General features: G+C 68.2%; 16 protein-coding genes. 6 read left to right on the top strand and 10 right to left on the bottom strand.

Going from position 1 to position 16,638, the window contains the following annotated elements; genetic code table 11:
* Positions 1-50: 50 nt before the first annotated feature.
* The 9 genes from glnA to AC4BAR_RS05450 form a co-directional block, all read right to left on the bottom strand.
* A complete protein-coding gene (gene glnA / locus AC4BAR_RS05490; RefSeq protein ID WP_490626794.1) occupies positions 51-1,466 on the bottom strand; it encodes a type I glutamate--ammonia ligase in 1,416 nt (471 codons plus the stop codon).
* A 224-nt stretch (positions 1,467-1,690) separates the two neighbouring features.
* Entirely contained in the window at positions 1,691-2,554 is an 864-nt protein-coding gene (locus AC4BAR_RS05485; protein WP_490626793.1) for a competence/damage-inducible protein A, read from the bottom strand.
* Positions 2,508-3,413 (bottom strand): EI24 domain-containing protein, encoded by a 906-nt coding sequence (locus tag AC4BAR_RS05480; RefSeq protein ID WP_490626792.1) that lies wholly within the window; start codon positions 3,411-3,413, stop codon positions 2,508-2,510. The genes AC4BAR_RS05485 and AC4BAR_RS05480 overlap by 47 nt, the downstream gene beginning before the upstream one ends.
* Before the next feature lie 69 nt (positions 3,414-3,482).
* Positions 3,483-4,439 carry a sterol desaturase family protein gene (locus tag AC4BAR_RS05475; protein WP_490626791.1) on the bottom strand — a complete coding sequence of 319 codons (957 nt, stop codon included), beginning with the start codon at positions 4,437-4,439 and terminating at the stop codon, positions 3,483-3,485.
* 9 nt (positions 4,440-4,448) lie between these two features.
* The gene (locus AC4BAR_RS05470) at positions 4,449-5,249 is read right to left on the bottom strand and encodes a polysaccharide deacetylase family protein (protein ID WP_490627201.1); all 801 of its coding nucleotides are present in this window, start codon (positions 5,247-5,249) and stop codon (positions 4,449-4,451) included.
* A 13-nt stretch (positions 5,250-5,262) separates the two neighbouring features.
* Positions 5,263-6,249, bottom strand: a complete 987-nt coding sequence (locus AC4BAR_RS05465) for a YVTN family beta-propeller repeat protein (protein ID WP_490626790.1) — start codon at positions 6,247-6,249, stop codon at positions 5,263-5,265.
* Positions 6,250-6,361: 112 nt separating this feature from the next.
* Complete coding sequence (locus AC4BAR_RS05460) at positions 6,362-7,084, bottom strand: pseudouridine synthase (protein ID WP_490626789.1); 723 nt, start codon at positions 7,082-7,084, stop codon at positions 6,362-6,364.
* Positions 7,085-7,181: 97 nt separating this feature from the next.
* Positions 7,182-8,720 carry a cryptochrome/photolyase family protein gene (locus tag AC4BAR_RS05455; protein WP_490626788.1) on the bottom strand — a complete coding sequence of 513 codons (1,539 nt, stop codon included), beginning with the start codon at positions 8,718-8,720 and terminating at the stop codon, positions 7,182-7,184.
* Entirely contained in the window at positions 8,717-8,863 is a 147-nt protein-coding gene (locus AC4BAR_RS05450) for a DUF2256 domain-containing protein (protein ID WP_490626787.1), read from the bottom strand. Before AC4BAR_RS05450 ends, AC4BAR_RS05455 begins: the two co-directional genes overlap by 4 nt.
* 153 nt (positions 8,864-9,016) lie before the next feature.
* On the opposite strand from AC4BAR_RS05450, the gene AC4BAR_RS05445 reads away from it, so the two are divergent.
* Together AC4BAR_RS05445 and AC4BAR_RS05440 are read left to right on the top strand one after the other, a co-directional pair.
* Positions 9,017-9,559 (top strand): hypothetical protein, encoded by a 543-nt coding sequence (locus AC4BAR_RS05445; protein ID WP_490626786.1) that lies wholly within the window; start codon positions 9,017-9,019, stop codon positions 9,557-9,559.
* 119 nt (positions 9,560-9,678) lie between these two features.
* A complete protein-coding gene (locus AC4BAR_RS05440; protein WP_490626785.1) occupies positions 9,679-10,494 on the top strand; it encodes a tetratricopeptide repeat protein in 816 nt (271 codons plus the stop codon).
* A gap of 5 nt (positions 10,495-10,499) precedes the next feature.
* Here the strand turns inward: AC4BAR_RS05440 and AC4BAR_RS05435 are convergent, their stop codons facing one another.
* Positions 10,500-11,642 (bottom strand): patatin-like phospholipase family protein, encoded by a 1,143-nt coding sequence (locus tag AC4BAR_RS05435; protein ID WP_490626784.1) that lies wholly within the window; start codon positions 11,640-11,642, stop codon positions 10,500-10,502.
* Positions 11,643-11,748: 106 nt separating this feature from the next.
* Here AC4BAR_RS05435 and AC4BAR_RS05430 point away from each other — a divergent pair, with 106 nt between their 5' ends.
* From AC4BAR_RS05430 to AC4BAR_RS05415, 4 genes are read left to right on the top strand one after another with little or no spacing between them, the layout of a single operon-like run.
* Complete coding sequence (locus tag AC4BAR_RS05430; protein ID WP_490626783.1) at positions 11,749-12,282, top strand: MarR family winged helix-turn-helix transcriptional regulator; 534 nt, start codon at positions 11,749-11,751, stop codon at positions 12,280-12,282.
* Positions 12,279-13,712, top strand: a complete 1,434-nt coding sequence (locus AC4BAR_RS05425) for an efflux transporter outer membrane subunit (RefSeq protein ID WP_490626782.1) — start codon at positions 12,279-12,281, stop codon at positions 13,710-13,712. Before AC4BAR_RS05430 ends, AC4BAR_RS05425 begins: the two co-directional genes overlap by 4 nt.
* Positions 13,713-13,740: 28 nt before the next feature.
* Positions 13,741-15,021, top strand: a complete 1,281-nt coding sequence (locus AC4BAR_RS05420; RefSeq protein ID WP_490626781.1) for an EmrA/EmrK family multidrug efflux transporter periplasmic adaptor subunit — start codon at positions 13,741-13,743, stop codon at positions 15,019-15,021.
* Positions 15,022-15,023: 2 nt separating this feature from the next.
* Positions 15,024-16,631: a DHA2 family efflux MFS transporter permease subunit gene (locus AC4BAR_RS05415; RefSeq protein WP_490626780.1), complete on the top strand. Its 1,608-nt coding sequence runs from the start codon at positions 15,024-15,026 to the stop codon at positions 16,629-16,631.
* Positions 16,632-16,638: the final 7 nt, after the last annotated feature.

Here is a 16,638-nt window from a genome sequence, read left to right as displayed (position 1 = left end):
AAAAAAAAGGACGGCAGCTGCCGTCCTTTTGGGTTGTCATCGCAGCGCGATCACAGGCTGTAGTACATGTCGAACTCGACCGGGTGCGGGGCCATGCGGAAGCGGGTCACTTCGCCCATCTTCAGCTCGATGTAGGCGTCCAGCATGGAGTCGGTGAACACGCCGCCCTTGGTCAGGAAGGCGCGGTCCTTGTCGAGGTACTCGAGCGCCTGGTCCAGGCTGTGGCACACGGTGGGCACCAGCTTGTCTTCTTCCGGCGGCAGGTGGTACAGGTCCTTGGTGGCCGCTTCGCCCGGATGAATTTTGTTTTCCACGCCGTCCAGACCGGCCATCATCAGGGCCGAGAAGCACAGGTAAGGGTTGGCCGATGGGTCCGGGAAACGCGCTTCGATGCGGCGGCCCTTGGGGTTGGCCACAAACGGAATGCGGATCGAGGCCGAGCGGTTGCGGGCCGAGTAGGCCAGCTTCACCGGGGCTTCGAAGCCAGGCACCAGGCGCTTGTAGCTGTTGGTGCCGGGGTTGGTGATGGCGTTCAGTGCGCGGGCGTGCTTGATGATGCCGCCGATGTAGTACAGCGCGAAATCGCTCAGGCCGGCGTAGCCGTCACCGGCGAACAGGTTCTTGCCGTCCTTCCAGATCGACTGGTGCACGTGCATGCCGGAGCCGTTGTCACCGGCGTAAGGCTTGGGCATGAAGGTGGCGGTCTTGCCGTAGGCGTTGGCCACGTTCCACACCACGTACTTCAGTACCTGGGTCCAGTCGGCGCGTTGCACCAGCGTGGAGAACTTGGTGCCGATTTCGTTCTGGCCGGCGCCCGCCACTTCGTGGTGGAACACTTCGACCGGGATGCCCAGCGATTCCAGAATGAGCGACATTTCGGCGCGCATGTCCTGCGTGCTGTCGACCGGGGGCACGGGGAAGTAGCCGCCCTTCACGGTGGGACGGTGGCCGCGGTTGCCGCCTTCGAGCTTGGCGCCGCTGTTCCAGGGGGCTTCGTATTCCTCGATTTCGCTGAACACGCGGCCAGGTTCGTTGCTCCAGCGCACGCCGTCGAAGATGAAGAATTCGGGTTCCGGACCGAAGAAGGCGGTGTCGCCAAGGCCGGAGGCCTTCAGGTAGGCTTCGGCGCGCTTGGCCACCGAGCGGGGGTCACGGTCATAGGCCTTGCCATCGCTGGGCTCGACCACATCGCACTGCAGGAACAGCGTGGTTTCTTCGAAGAAGGGGTCGATGTTGGCGGTGTTGGGGTCGGGCATCAGTTGCATGTCCGAGGCCTCAATGCCCTTCCAGCCGGCGATCGACGAACCGTCGAAGGCGTGGCCGGAGGTGAACTTGTCTTCATCGAAATGCGACACCGGCACGGTCACGTGCTGCTCTTTGCCACGGGTGTCTGTGAAACGGAAGTCAACGAACTTGACTTCGTTTTCTTTCACCATCTTCATCACGTCTGCGACGGTCTTTGCCATCAAGCTCTCCTGGTTGGGGTCATCGTTGAAAAAAGAACAGGCTCAAGATGCAGTTTTTGTGCCACGGTCGGTGGGTGTCATCTTTCCAGCGCCCCGTATTTTGCCCTGAGATGCGGCGGATTCCCGCCACCTGCGCAGGCTTGGTGCAAAAGTCTTGGCGCCACTGCGGCCGATGATGCACGAATTTGGTGCTATGCGGCCCGCACCAGGACCGTGCATGCCATCTAGCGCACCAACTCAGGGCCCAGCTTCGCCTCATGATGGTGGAGGCCGCTAAGCAGCGCCGCATAGGCGGCGTCCAGCAGCGCTGGCGCGCCCTTGACCCCCAGCTCGATGTGCCGGCCCCATTCGGGATGGGCCACGCTGGGCAGGCTGAAGACCTTGACGCCGGCGAAGTCGCGCTCGATGGCCTCCATCAACGGGGTCAGCGTGGCCTCCATCGCACCCATGACGATGACCGACTTCTCCCGCTGCGCCTGGCGGTGGAACAGATGGGCATACTGGGTGTCCAGCACCCAGGCCAGCATGGGCCAGGCCATCACCGGAAAGCCGGGCACAAAATGCACCTGGCCGCCGCCCGCACCGGCGCAGCTGAAACCCGGGATCTTGTTGTAGGGGTTGGGGATGATGGCCGCGCCTTCAGGGAACACACCCATGTTGAGCCGGTGCAGGTTGTCCGGGTGCTCGGGCTGGTAAACCGTGCCCTGTTCGCGGGCCAGGTCCTGCATGCGCTCACGGATCAGCACGGCCGCCTGCGGGTGCAGCACCAGGGGCCGGCTCAGTGCCCGCGCCGCGGCCTGGCGGGTGTGGTCGTCGGGGGTGGCGCCAATGCCGCCGAATGAGAAAACGATGTCGCCCGACGCGAAAGCCCGGCCCAGCGTGGCGGTGATGCGGGCCGGGTCGTCGCCCACGTAATCGGCATAGGCCAGCGCCAGGCCACGCTCGCCCAGCAGCTCAATGGCCTTGGCGAGGTGTTTGTCGGCCCGCTTGCCGGACAGGATTTCGTCGCCAATGATCACCAGGCCGATGGCCGGCGTCGTCTCAGGCGGGGGGGCGTTCGGCGGCAAAGGGCTCGAGGGTGGGCTCACGGTCATGGGTCAGCGCGGGCGGTTCGGCCACGGGGGTGGCAGGGGTTGCAGCGACGGCGGTGGCCTGCTCGCTGCGCAGCCGGTCCAGGCCGGCCAGGCAGAAGTGGGAGAACCACAGCGACGAAAAGGCAAACACCAGGGTGTAAATCCAAATCGCCACCGGCACCAGGATCACAAAGGCGGCGGCAAACAGCGCACCCGAGGCCCAGATGACGCTGGGGGCCGCGCCCAGGTAGCCGGTCAACACGCCGATGCCCAGCAGGGCCCCGCGGTGGCGGCGCATCAGTTCGCGCCGCTCGTCGGCACTGGCGTGTTCGGCCAGCGCGTCAAAGGCCATTACCCGGTAGGTCAGCCAGCCCCAGATCAGTGGCGGCAGGATCAGAATCAGTGGCGGCACCAGCCACAGCGGCATGGACACCACCAGGGCCACCACCGCCAGCAGCGTGGAGCCCAGTGACCAGACCAGACTGACCAGCACCGAGCCGCCGCGCTTGCGCGCCAGCAGGGGGAAGCGGCGCTCGGCCACCATGCTGACCAGCGTGGGCGTCATCAGCACCGCCACCACCAGCAGCGACAGCACGACGATGGCCGGCGTCACCGAGAAGATCACCACCAGCGGGGCCAGCACGGTTTTCAAATTGGTCAGGCCCATGTTCTGCAGCCAGCTGAGCAGTGTGCCCAGCAGCGCGGAATCGTCCAGGCCTTCGCGCACCCAGGCGGTCGACGGTTCCCAGAAAAAGTAGCCCAGGCCCAGCGCCAGACCGGCGGTCAGCAGCAGTGGCAGGAAAGACAGCGCGATCACCCGGGGGTGCAGGCAGTACGCCGTCGCCCGCCAGAAGGAATCAAAGATCAAAGCCATGGGCCAAAGCATAACCGGCCCGGGTAAAGCCCTTGGTGCGCCGATGGCGCCCGCCGCAGCAGCGGAAAATCAGGCCCAGCCACCCAGCCGCTTCAGGCCCAGCCACTGCTGGGACCAGAAGCCCTGGCCGTAGTCGCGGCCCTGCTCCACCTGGTCGCGCACGCCGGTGGCGTCGAAGCGCTGCTCGAAGTTGGCGGTGCCGAACAGCATGTCCCACCAGGGCAGCAAGACCCCAAAATTGCACCCGCCCAGGGTGTTCTTGCCGGCCGACTCGTGGCCGATGCCGATGGCGTGGTGCAGCCGGTGGAAGCGCGGACTGATCCACAGCCGCTCGCCCAGCCAGCCAAACGACAGCCGCAGGTTGGCGTGCTGGAAGCTTTCGCTGAGCTGGGTAAAGGCCACCAACGCCACAAACTGGCCCGGACCCACACCCACCATCTGGGCCACGACGACCACGATGACACTGCGGATCAGGTCGTCCAGCAGGTGGTTGCGGTTGTCGCTCCACATCGTCATCTGGCGCTGGGAATGGTGCAGCGCGTGCAGCGACCACCACCAGTTGAACTGGTGCTGGGCCCGGTGCACCCAGTAGTCGAAGAAATCAAACACCACCAGGTAAATCACAAAAGCCACCAGCGCGATGTCGGTCACACCGGGCCACAGCTGCTCCAGGTGGAAAGTGCCCAGGCCCAGGGTGCGCAAATGGCCCAGCGCCTCGTCGGCCACCGGGTCCAGCGTGAAAAACAGGGCCAGCCGGAACAGGCCCAGCCGGTGCACGATGGTGTAGACCATGTCGGTGCGGATGGCCACGCGGTCCACCACCGCGTCCACCGGCCGCCAGCGCTGCAGCGGCCCCACCACCGCCAGCAGCACCGCGATCTGCAGCAGGCCCACCAGCAGCCAGCCGGTGCCGTCGTAGGCCTCTTCCAGGCGGCCGCCCTCCCCCATCGCAAACACCAGCGGCTGCACCACCGCCTCAAACAGGTGCTGCTGGGCGTTTGCAAACAGATCGATCAGAAAGTCCATGGCGAAAAATCAGTGGGAAGGGGTGGCGCTGGCATGGGTCAACAGCCAGGGCCGCAACTGTGGGTGCTCGCGCAGCGTGGCAAAACAAAAACCCTTGGCCTTCAGGCCCTGGATCAGCGGCTCCAGCACCGCCGGCGCCCAGGGGTCCTGGCGCGACCAGATGCCCAGGTGGGCCACCAGGATGTCGCCCGCCCGGATGTCTCGCAAGGCCCGCGCCAGCAGCGCCGCATTGGGGAATTTGTCGCTAGGCAGCTCGTCGCCCAGGAAACCGGCCGGCGCCCAGGCCACATGCTTGAAGCCACAGGTTTCCACCGCCTGCAGCAGCGCGGGCGAGGCCTTGCCGCCGGGCGCGCGGAACAGGGGCAGCATGTCGGTGCCGGTCATGGCTTTCAGACGCTCGGCCGGGCGCCGCAGTTCCGCACAGTACTGGGCGGTGGTCCAGGTTTGGGGCTTGCCCGCGTCGGGGCCAAAGGTCGGCCGGACGCGGAAACGGGGCTCACCGGCCACCGCCGGCAGATCGGCCAGCCAGTAACCGTGGTCCCAGGTGTGGGAGCCGAAGGCATGGCCCTCGACGGCGCGGGCTTTCCACCAGGGTGCCCATTGGTCGTCCAGCGAGCGGCCGCCGCTCTGGGTGGGCTCGTTGGCGATGAAGAAGGTGACCTTGACGTCCTGCCGTTGCAGCACCTCGGCGACCAGCGGGGCCACGCCCATGTGGCCGGTGTCCAGCGTCAGGTAGACCGGCTGCGGGCAGGAGGCGGCCCAGCCCAGCGGGGTGACCAGGGCCAGCAGGCCCACCAGCCCGCGCCGCAGGTTGGACGGCGCCTCACTGGCGCGGTGCGTGGTCAAGGGTCCAGACCCCGTGTGGCGACCGGCCCACCACCACCTGGCGGCTGATCTTGCGGCTGTCCAGGTCGACCAGCGTGAGCTTGCGGGCCCAACGCGAGGTGACCAGCAGGGTCTTGCCGTCGGCCGACACGTCCATGCAGTCGGGGCCGCCGGGCACCTTGTAGCTCTCGACCACGCTGAGCGTCTGGTGGTCGATCTTGCTCACCGTGTTGGCCACCCGGTTGCTGACGAACACATGGCGGCGGTCGCCGGCACTGCGGAAGGCATGGGCACCTTCGCCGGTCTTGATCTTGCGCAGCAGCGCCGGGGCCTTGCCCGACACGTCATAGACCTCCACGCCGTCGCCACCGGTCAGGCCGACCAGCAGCAGCTTGTCATCGGGCGTGCCGAAGATGTCGGCCGGCATCGGGCCGGTGGGGACGCGCCATTTGATGGACTGGGTGGCCAGGTCGATCGCCACCAACTCGTCGCTGTCCTGCATGGTCGAGTAAATGGTGCGGCTGGTGCTGTCTATCCACAAGTGGCTGGGGGTCTTGGCGGTGGACACCCGCTTGGCCAGGCTCAGCGACTGGCCGTCCCAGCGGTAGATGTCGATGTGGTTGAGCCGGTTGGCGGCGGTGACAAACCACTTCATGTCGGGTGAAAAACGCAGCTGGTAGGGGTCCAGCACGCCGCGCACCACCCGCTGCACCTCGGCCGTGCGGGGGTCGACAAAGGTCAGCGAGTCGCCCAGCGCATTCGCCACCACCAGCGACTTCTCGTCCGGCGTCAGGTAGATGTGGTGCGGCTCTTTGCCGGTGGGGATGCGGTGGGTTTCCTGCCAGGTGACGGGGTCGATCACGCTGACCGACGCGTCCAGCGAGTTCAACACAAACACCGGGTGGGCCTGGGCCAAGGGCGCAACCAGCAGGCTGGCCAGCACGGTGGCCGCGGCCAGGGCCGCGCGGGGGAGAGAAAGGTTCACAGCAAACGCCTGTTGGTCTAGCCTGGAAGTGTAGCCTTGGCCACCCTGCACCGGCCTGACGCAGCCCGGGCCGGACCGGGTATTTCGCACGCCCTGAACCCGCCCGGCAGCCTCAGCCAGCGATCGCGGCCAGATCGGCTGGCCGCAGCCAACGCCAGCCGCCCGGCGGCAGGTCGGCCGGCAGCGCCAAACCGCCGATGCGGGAGCGGTGCAGGCCCTCGACCCGGTTGCCCACCGCGGCCAGCATGCGCTTGACCTGGTGGTACTTGCCCTCGGTCAATGTGAGCTGCAGGTGGTGCTCGGCCAGCGCCACGGCGGCAGCGGCACGCACCGGCTTGGGGTCGTCGTCCAGCACCACACCGTCCAGCAGGCGCTGCACCTGGCGCTCGTCCAGCGGGTGTTTGGTGGTGACCTCGTAGACCTTGGGCACATGGTGTTTGGGTGAGCTCATCCGGTGGATGAACTTGCCGTCGTCGGTCAACAGCAGCAGGCCGGTGGTGTCCTGGTCGAGCCGACCCACCGCCTGCACGCCCTGCACCGGGCCCTTTTGCGGCCGCATGCGCAGCGGCGACGGCAGCAAGGTGTAGATGCTGGGGTAGGTGGACGGCTTTTGCGAGCACTCGGTGCCGGCCGGCTTGTGCAGCAATACGTAGGCCGGTTGGTGGTACTCCCAGGCCACACCCTGGACGCTGAAGGCCAGCCCAGTCGCTTCAAACTCCATGGCCGCGTCGTCCACCACGGCACCAGCCACCGTCACCAAGCCCTGCTGCACCAGGCCGGCACAGACGCGCCGGGTGCCGAAGCCCTGGCTGTAAAGAATCTCTTGCAGTTGCATCGCGTCAGTGTATCGGGGGCCTGCTGCCGTCAGCCGGGCGGGCAACCCAATAAAACCTAAAGCAAAAGATTCAATTTAATTGAAAGTTCATTGATTTTTATAAGTTTTCAATGTTTTCTCGCAACGCCTCTGCGCGCGCGGCAAAGGCCGCCTTGGCCGCAGGGTCCATCTTCTTTAACTGGCGATACACCATGGCCAGCCGGAAGTTGCCGCCCAAGTGGGGGGTGTTGCGCTCGAAGAAGTCCCAGTACAGCGCGTTGAACGGGCAGGCCGTCTCCCCCACCCGCTGCTTCTTGTCGTAATGGCAGCCCTTGCACAGGTCGCCCATGCGGTCGATGTAGGCGGCGCTGGACACATAGGGCTTGGTGGCCAGCAGGCCGCCATCGGCGAACTGGCTCATGCCCAGGGTGTTGGGCATTTCCACCCACTCGAAAGCGTCGATGTACACACCCAAATACCAGCGGTGCACCGCATCGGGGTCCAGCCCGGCCAACAAGGCAAAGTTGCCGATCACCATCAGCCGCTGGATGTGGTGGGCATGGGCGTGGTCCAGCGAATGGCCAATGGCCTGGGCCAGGCAGCGCATCCGGGTCTGGCCGGTCCAGAACCACTCGGGCAGCGGCCGCTGGTGGCCAAAGTGGTTGTGCTGGCCGTAGTGCGGCATGTGGGCCCAGTAGACCCCGCGCACATACTCCCGCCAGCCCAGGATCTGCCGGATGAAGCCCTCGGCCGCCGCCAGCGGCACCTGGCCAGCGCGCCAGGCCGCCTCCACCCGGTCGACCACTTCGCGCGGGTCCAGCATCTTGACGTTGAGGGCGAACGACAGCAGCGAGTGGAACAAGCGCGTGGCCTTGCTGCTCAGCGCGTCCTGGAAATCGCCGAAATGCGGCAGCGCGTGGGCCACAAAGGCGTCGAGCTGGGCCAGCGCCTCGCCGCGGTGCAGCGGCCAGGCCAGGCGGTCGGCCTGCGGGTCGCCAAAACTCTGCACACCGGCCTGCTGGATGGCGGCCCACAGCACACGGTGGTCATGCCTCGGCCGCCGATCGGCCGGCTCGGCTGGCAGGCCCGGCCAGGGCTTGCGGTTCTCGGCGTCGAAATTCCACTGTCCGCCCTCGGGCTGGCCATCGGCCGCCAGCAGCACCCGGTGGCGGGTCCGCATCTGGCGGTAGAAATGCTCCATCAGCCACTGTTTGCGGCCGGCGAACAGCTGCAAAGCCTCCTTGCGGCCAGTGTAGAAATGCTCGGTGTCCACCATCTGCACCGGCACGGCCAGCCGGCGGCCATGGTCTTGCAGCTGGCTGTCGAGCCGCCACTCGTCCGGCGCCTGGTACTCGAAGGCCACCGCGTCGTGGGCGGCCAGCACCGCGTCGAGGTTGGCGGTCAACGAGGGCTGGTTGGCCGGGTCGTCGATGGCCAGGTAGTGCACGCGGTGGCCAGCCTGGGCCAGCCGGACAGCGAAATCGCGCATCGCGGCAAAAATGGCCAGGATTTTCTGTGCGTGGTGCAGCACGTAGTCGGTCTCCTGCCGCACCTCCATCATCAGGTAAAGCACATCGCTGCGCACCTCGCGGAACCAGCTGTGTTGTGGGTTCAACTGGTCGCCCAGCACCAGCCGGACGGTGGTGCCGGCCGTCATGCGGCCGTCCGTTCGCGCTTGCAACGCTCGGAGCAGTACTTCACCTCGTCCCAGACCTTTTCCCACTTTTTGCGCCAGGCAAAGGGGCGGCCGCAGGTGAGGCAGGGCTTGCTGGGCAGGTCAGCTTTTTTTCGCATGCGCATGGGGCGACCAAGGGGGAAGCTGAAGAAGGCGGCGATTTTTCCACAGCGGCCGCTGACGCGCCCATGGCGGGTGCCAAGCCCCTGGACGCGGGCTGGCCGGGGGCCGGGCCACCCCTGAACCGCCACAATCTGTCCCACCAGCCTGGCCTCCCCATGACCGCCATCCCACCGACACCAACCGAACCCCAGGCGCAGCTGCACCTGGGGCCAGACAGCGGCTGGGTGCGGCTGGACACCGCCCAGGGCCAACAAACCCTGCCGCTGGCCCTGGGCACCGATGGCCTGGCCCGGCGTTTCTTTCCGGGCCACCGCCTCGGCCCGCTGGCGGTGGAACAGGCCATCGCCGCGGTGGAAGACGTGGTGATGCCGATGCGGACCCAGCTGCCCAGCCCGCTGCACTGGGTGACCACCGACCCCGCACTGCACGCGCTGGCGCTGCTGGCCGGTGCCGACCCTGGGCCGGGCACCCGGCTCGGCCTGGAGGCAATGGAGGGGTTGTTCAACCGCTGGGTGGCGCTCGTGGAGGGCCGGCCCGCCATCCAGGACGCGCTGCCCACCAGCGCCGAATTCGCCGCCACCCTGCTGGTGCTGCGCGAATGCATGCACCACCTGCCCATCACCTCCATCGCCCTGCAACGCGACAGCGCACTGGGCTCCGCTCGCACTGTTACCTCGCAGACACACTTTGGCCCTTGAGATCGGCCCGCACGGCATCACCTCGCGGGAACAGGGCATCGGGCCCTGCTGACAACCACGACGGAACCGCAAACAACATGATTCAGCGACTTTTTCAATGGATTTTGGTAGCCAGCCTGATGGGCACCGGCTTGGCCATGGCCCAGGCCGAACCCAGCCTGCACGAGGTCTATGCCACCGCCAAGGCCGGCCAGCTGGACCAGGCCCAGGTGATGATGCAGCAGGTGCTGGTGTCCCACCCCAACAGTGGCAAGGCCCACTTTGTGCAAAGCGAGTTGTTCGCCCGCCAGGGCAAGCTGCCACAGGCGCGCGAGGCACTGGCCCGGGCTGAAAAGCTGGCCCCTGGCCTGCCCTTTGCGAAGCCAGAGGCGGTGCAGGCGCTGCGGGCCCAGCTGGCCGCCCGCAGCAACCCACCGGCCGTCAGCCTGTCGCCCACCGGCCAGGCCACGCACCAAACCAGCCCGGCCGCACCCCTGTCCTGGGGCCTGCCGCTGCTGCTGGCCGGGGGCGTCATCGGCCTGGGGTATTGGCTGTTCCGCCGCCGCCCCCCGGCGGCCGTGCCGGCCTATGACAACGGTCAAGGCGGTTCGGGCGGGCTGTCAGGGCCGCAGAGCTTCGGTCAGCCCGGTTATGCCAACCCGGCCTACGGCGCCAGCCCGGCGGCAGGTGCTGGCCTGGGGGGCAAGGTCATGGGGGGGCTGGCCACCGGCCTGGCGGTGGGAGCGGGCGTGGTGGCCGCCGAGGCCATCGGTCGCCGGCTGATGGGCGACCACAACACCACCCCACAGGCCACCGACCATGCAGCGCGGGACGGCTTCCAGCCGGTGGCCACCAACACCGACATGGGCGGTGAGGACTTCGGCCTGCGCGACGCCGGCTCCTGGGACGACGGTGGCGGCTCGGCCGACGCTGGCGGCGGTGACTGGGACAGCTGAGCGCCTCAGCCCGCCGGTGACAGGGGCATCCGCAGGTCGTCCAGGTAGTCGCGGGCGATGTTGATGCTGCAGCTGTGGCCCACCGCGCCCAGCTTGTGCGCCAGCCAGTGTTTGGCCGAGGCTCGGCCCAGATCGCGCAGCCGATGCAGCAGCGCGGCGCCGGTGTCGGCCTTGGTTGAGGCCGCAAACGCCTCCAGCGCCTCGCCGCCATCGATGCGGTGCATCAGCACATCCTTGTAGCGTGCCGGGTCCAGCCGGCCCTCGGCCAGCAGGCGTTTGACAAAGTCAATGGCCCGCATCTCGGCAATCAGCGCCGAATTGAAGGTGATTTCATTCAGCCGGTCCAGGATGTCGGCCGCCGAGGTGGGCAGGCGGTCGCGCCGCAGCGGGTTGATCTGCACCAGCACCACGTCGCGGCTGTGGCACTGGTAAATCAAGGGATGGATGGCCGGGTTGCCGGCATAGCCGCCGTCCCAGTAACGCTCGCCCTCCACCTCCACCGCCTGGAACACCGTGGGCAGACAGGCCGAGGCCATCACCGCGTTGGCCGTCAAACGCTTGCCGGTGAAGATTTCCGCCTTGCCGGTGCTGACCTTGGTGGCCACCACAAACACCTTCAGCGGGCTGTGCGCGCCCAGCCGCTCGAAATCGATCTGCTGTTCGAGAAAGCGCTTCAGCGGGTTGATGTCGAACGGGTTGCTCTGGTAGGGCGACACCGCACTGGCCCAGAAGCTGGTCAAGGCGTCGGTGATCATCTGGCCCGGTGAGCCCTGGCCAGCCAACGCCGACAGCCCGCCGAACAGCAGGTCGAACGGGGCCCGCTGGGCCGTGGCCAGGCTGGAGGTCAGCGCCCCCATGGCGATCACGCCCTCCCAGAAATCCGCCAGCGAGGCCCTCGCCCGCTCGCGCGCCGCCGCGGCCGGTTGCCCCTCGGCCTGGGCAAAACCATGGGCCAGCGCCACCGCGTTCATGGCCCCGGCACTGGTGCCGCTGATGCCCTCGAAGTCCAGCCGCCCGTCTTCCAGCAAGGCGTCCAGCACCCCCCAGGTGAAGGCCCCGTGCGAGCCGCCGCCCTGCAGGGCGAGGTTGACCGGTCGTGGCGCGTCCGGGTGGACCGGGGGTGAATGCGGTGGGGTCGGCAGGTTCATGGTCACAGCCTAACGCGGTCGGCGCGTCCGCAAGCTGACACCCAGCGATGCCCCGGGGTATATGGGTGCCTTGACAATGATTGCATAGGCAACTATTATCCCAACCATGCGCAAAACCCAGCCCGCATCCGGCCCCGACACCACCGCCCCCGGCCAGGCCCGCTACCAGCCCGAGCATTACTGCGCCGACGAGTCGGTGGGCTACCTGGTGCGGGTGCTGCACCAGTCGCTGCAGCGCCACATCGACGTCTGCATGCAACCCCAGGACCTGACCGCCATGCAATGGGGGCCGCTGTTCCTGATGGCCCAGGGCAAGGGCGACACCGCCGCCCTGCTGGCCCGCGAGGCCGGCACCGACGCCGGCGCCATGACCCGCATGCTGGACCGGCTGGAGGCCAAGGGCCTGGTGCGCCGCATCCGCAGCGAACAAGACCGCCGGGTGGTGCACCTGGCACTCACCGCCGACGGCCAGCGCGCCGCCCAACAGATTCCCCAGGGCCTGTGCAGCGTGCTCAACCACCACCTGCAAGGCATCAGCCCCCGCGAGCTGGACCAGCTCAAAGACCTGCTGCGCCGCATGATCCGCAACGGCCAGCAAAGCCCCTGCGCCCCGAGCGCTTCCGAAGGCAACCCGCCATGAACTTTTTCCCCATTCCCGTCCGGCGCCTGGCGCCGCTGGTGGCGGCGCTGGCCCTGGCCGGTTGCGCCAATTTTTCAGGCATCACGCCACAGGCACGCGAACTGCCCGCCACCGCCCTGGGCGCCAGCGCCGCCTTCGCCGACTGGCCACAGACCGACTGGTGGACACGGTACAACGATGCGGTGCTGAACGGCCTGATCGAGCAGGCCTTGGGCCAGAACCTGAGCCTGCAGCTGGCCCAGACCCGTTTGCAGAAGGCCCAGGCCGCTGCCGGCCTGGCCGACGCCGCGCGCCAGCCTCAGCTGGGCCTGGCGGTGGACAGCACCCGCCAGCGCTTCACCGCCAACGGCCTGTACCCGCCACCGCTGGCCGGCGCCATGCAGACCAGCAGCCAGGCCCTTCTGAGCGCCAGTTACGAGGTCGATTTCTGGGACAAAAACCGCTCGGCGCTGCAAGCCGCGCTGAGCCAGGTGCGGGCCGCCGAGGCCGAGCAGCAGGCGGCCCGGGTGCTGGTGTCGGCCGCGGTGGCCCGCGGCTATTTCCAACTGGCGCGGCTGGTCGAGCTGCGTGAACTGGCCCAGGCCAGCCTGCAGCAGCGCAGTCAGACCCTGGCCCTGGTGCAGCAGCGTTTGCAGGCCGGGCTGGACACCCAGGTGGAATTGCGCCAGGCCGAGGGCAACCTGCCGCTGGCCCGGGGCGAGGCGGCACAAATCGACGAGCAGATAGCGCTCAGCCGCCATGCCCTGGCCGCGCTGCTGGGCCAGGGCCCCGACGCCACCGCCAATCTGTCGCCCCGGCTGAGTCCGGTGGCCACGCCCGTGTGGCCCGACGCCCTGCCCGCCGACCTGTTGGCCCACCGCGCCGACATCAGCGCCGCCAAGGCCCGCGTGCAGGCCGCACTGGGCCAGGTGGCGGTGGCCAAGGCGCAGTTCTACCCCAACATCAACCTGAACGCCTTCGCCGGTTTTGCCAGCCTGGGCCTGTCGCGCTGGCTGGACGCCGGCAGCCAGACCTATGGCGTGGGCCCGGCCTTGCACCTGCCCATCTTCGAGGGCGGCCGCCTGCGGGCCGCCCTGAGCGCCAGCACCGCCGATGCCGACGAGGCGGTGCAAAGCTACAACCAGGCTTTGCTGGACGCCGCCCGCGACGTGGCCGACCAGGTGGCCTCGCTGCGTTCGCTGCAAGACCAGGCCCGCGAACAGCAGGCCGCCCATGCCGCCGCCGACGCGGCCTATGCGCTGGCACTGCAGCGCTACCAGGCCGGCCTGTCCACCTATTTGACGGTGCTGACCGCTGAAAACGCGGTGCTGGCCCAGCGCCGCGCCGCCACCGACCTGAAGGCCCGCGCCCTCGACCTGAGCGTGGCACTGAACCGAGCCCTGGGCGGCGGCTTTGCCGAGCCCCCCAGCGCGCTGGCGCAGACCCGCTGACCGCCCTCCCCTTGCCAGGAACACCGCCATGACCGCTTCCGCCGCTTCCATTTCCAACGCCCCCAACGCCCGCCGCAAGCCCCTGCTGCTAGCCCTGAGCGCGGTGTTCGCGCTCGGCGCCATCGGCTATGGCGCCTACTGGGCAACCCACGGCCACATCGAGAGCACCGACAACGCCTACGTGCAAGGCAATGTGGTGCAGATCACGCCGCAGATTGCCGGCACCGTGCTGGCCGTGCTGGCGCAGGACACCGACTTCGTCAAGGCCGGTCAGGCGCTGGTGCAGCTCGACCCGGCCGACGCCCAGGTGGCGCTCGACCAGGCCGAGGCCCAGCTGGCCCAGACGGTGCGTGAGGTGCGCACGCTGTACGCCAACAACGCCACGCTGGCCTCGACCGTGGCGCTGCGCCAGGCCGAGCTGGCCCGCAGCAGTGCCGAGGTGGCCCGGGCCCAGGACGACCTGGCCCGCCGCGAGCCGCTGGTGGCCAACGGCGCGGTGTCGGGCGAGGAGTTGAACCACAGCCGCACCGCGCTGGCGGCCGCCCGCAGCGCCCAGGGCTCGGCCCAGGCGGCGGTGGCGGCCGCGCAGGAGTCGCTGGCCTCCAACAAGGCCCTGACCGAAGGCGTGGCGGTGCCAGACCACCCCAGCGTGCAACGGGCCGCCGCCCGGGTGCGCGAGGCCATGCTGGCCACCCAGCGGGCCGCGCTGGTGGCACCGGTGGGGGGCCTGGTGGCCCGCCGCAGCGTGCAGGTGGGCCAGCGCATCGCGCCCGGCGCGCCGCTGATGGCCATCGTGCCGCTCGACCAGGTCTGGGTCGACGCCAATTTCAAGGAAGTGCAGTTGCGTGGCATGCGCATCGGCCAGCCGGTCACGCTGAGCGCCGATGTCTACGGCAACAAGGTCAGCTACCACGGCACGGTGGCCGGCCTGGGTGCTGGCACCGGCGCGGCCTTTGCGCTGCTGCCGGCACAAAACGCCACCGGCAACTGGATCAAGGTGGTGCAACGGGTGCCGGTACGCATCGCGCTGGACGCCAAAGAGCTGGCCGAACACCCGCTGCGCATCGGCCTGTCGATGGAGGCCGAGGTCGACGTGCAAGACCAGTCGGGCAAGCTGCTGGCCGATGCCGGCAGCCCCGCCACGGCCAGCACCACCGAAGCCCATGCCGCCGGTGATGCCGGCGCCGAGGCCAGGGTGCAGCACATCATCGCGGCCAACCTGGGGCACGCGCCCGCCCACGAGGCCGCGCATGCCGCGCACAAGGCCACGGCCAAGCGCGTGGCCATGGTGGCCCAGCCCGGCGCCTGAGCATGGCCACCGACACCCTGCCGGCCGCGCCAGGCCAGAGCCCGGCCGACCGCCCCGCCGGCGCGCCGGTGGAACACGCGCCACTGCAAGGCGCCACGCTGGTGCTGGGCACGGTGGCGTTGTCGCTGGCCACCTTCATGAACGTGCTGGACTCGTCGATCGCCAACGTGTCCATCCCTGCCATCTCGGGCGACCTGGGGGTCAGCCCGGGCCAAGGCACCTGGGTCATCACCTCGTTCGCGGTGGCCAACGCCATCTCGGTGCCGTTGACCGGCTGGCTGACCCAGCGCTTCGGCCAGGTGCGGCTGTTCACCGCCAGCGTGCTGCTGTTCATCGTGGCCTCCTGGCTGTGTGGCCTGGCGCCCAGCATCGAGGCGCTGATTTTTTTCCGCATCGTGCAGGGCGCGGTGGCCGGGCCCATGATCCCGCTGTCGCAAACCCTGCTGCTGGCCAGCTACCCCAAGGCCAAGGCCGGCATGGCGCTGGCGCTGTGGGGCATGACCACGCTGGTGGCGCCGGTGATGGGCCCGCTGCTGGGGGGCTGGATCACCGACCACATCAGCTGGCCCTGGATCTTCTACATCAACATCCCGGTCGGCCTGGTGGCCGCGCTGTGCACCTGGCGCATCTACGCCCAGCGTGAATCCACCATCCGCATCCTGCCCATCGACAAGGTGGGCCTGGCGCTGCTGGTGCTGTGGGTGGGCGCGCTGCAGGTCATGCTGGACAAGGGCAAGGAGCTGGACTGGTTTGCCTCGGGGCAGATCGTGCTGCTGGCGGTGGTGGCGGTGGTGGGTTTCGCCTTCTTCCTGGTGTGGGAGCTGACCGACGCCCACCCGGTGGTGGACCTGCGGCTGTTCGTCCGCCGCAACTTCTGGACCGGCGTGCTCGCCACCTCGCTGGGCTATGGCGTGTTTTTTGGCAACGTGGTGCTGCTGCCGCTGTGGCTGCAGCAGTACATGGGCTACACCGCCACCCAGGCCGGCATGGTGCTGGCGCCGGTGGGCATTCTGGCCATCGTGCTGTCGCCGGTGGTGGGCAAGCTGGTGGGAAGCACCGACCCGCGGCGGCTGGCCACGGTGGCTTTTCTGACCTTTGCGCTGGTGCTGTGGCTGCGTTCACAGTTCAACACCCAGGCCGACTTCAACACCATCTTGCTGCCCACCATCGTGCAAGGCGTTGCGATGGCGTTTTTCTTCATCCCGCTGGTCAGCCTGACGCTGTCGGGCTTGACGCCAGACCGCATTCCGGCCGCCTCGGGCCTGTCGAACTTCGTGCGCATCACCGCCGGCGGCTTTGGCACCTCGATCGCCACCACGCTGTGGGACGACCGCGCCGCCATGCACCACGCCCACCTGGCCGAGAACATGACATTGGCCAACCCCAACGCCACCCAGGCCCTGAATGGCCTGCAGGCCCAGGGCCTGAGCCTGGACCAGGCCCATGCCTTGGTCAACCGGCTGATCGACCAGCAGGCCTTCATGCTCAGCGCCAACGACATCTTTTACGCCTCGGCCTTCATTTTTCTGTTGCTGATCGGCGTGGTCTGGCTGGCCCGGCCGGTGAAATCGGCCGGGGCCGCCAGCGCCGACGCCATGGCCGCCCACTGAGCGGCCA

The organism is Rhodoferax sp. SPJ4 (assembly GCF_058216275.1).
Note: the sequence above shows the minus strand (reverse complement) of the source record. Positions and strands in the feature narration are given on the sequence as shown.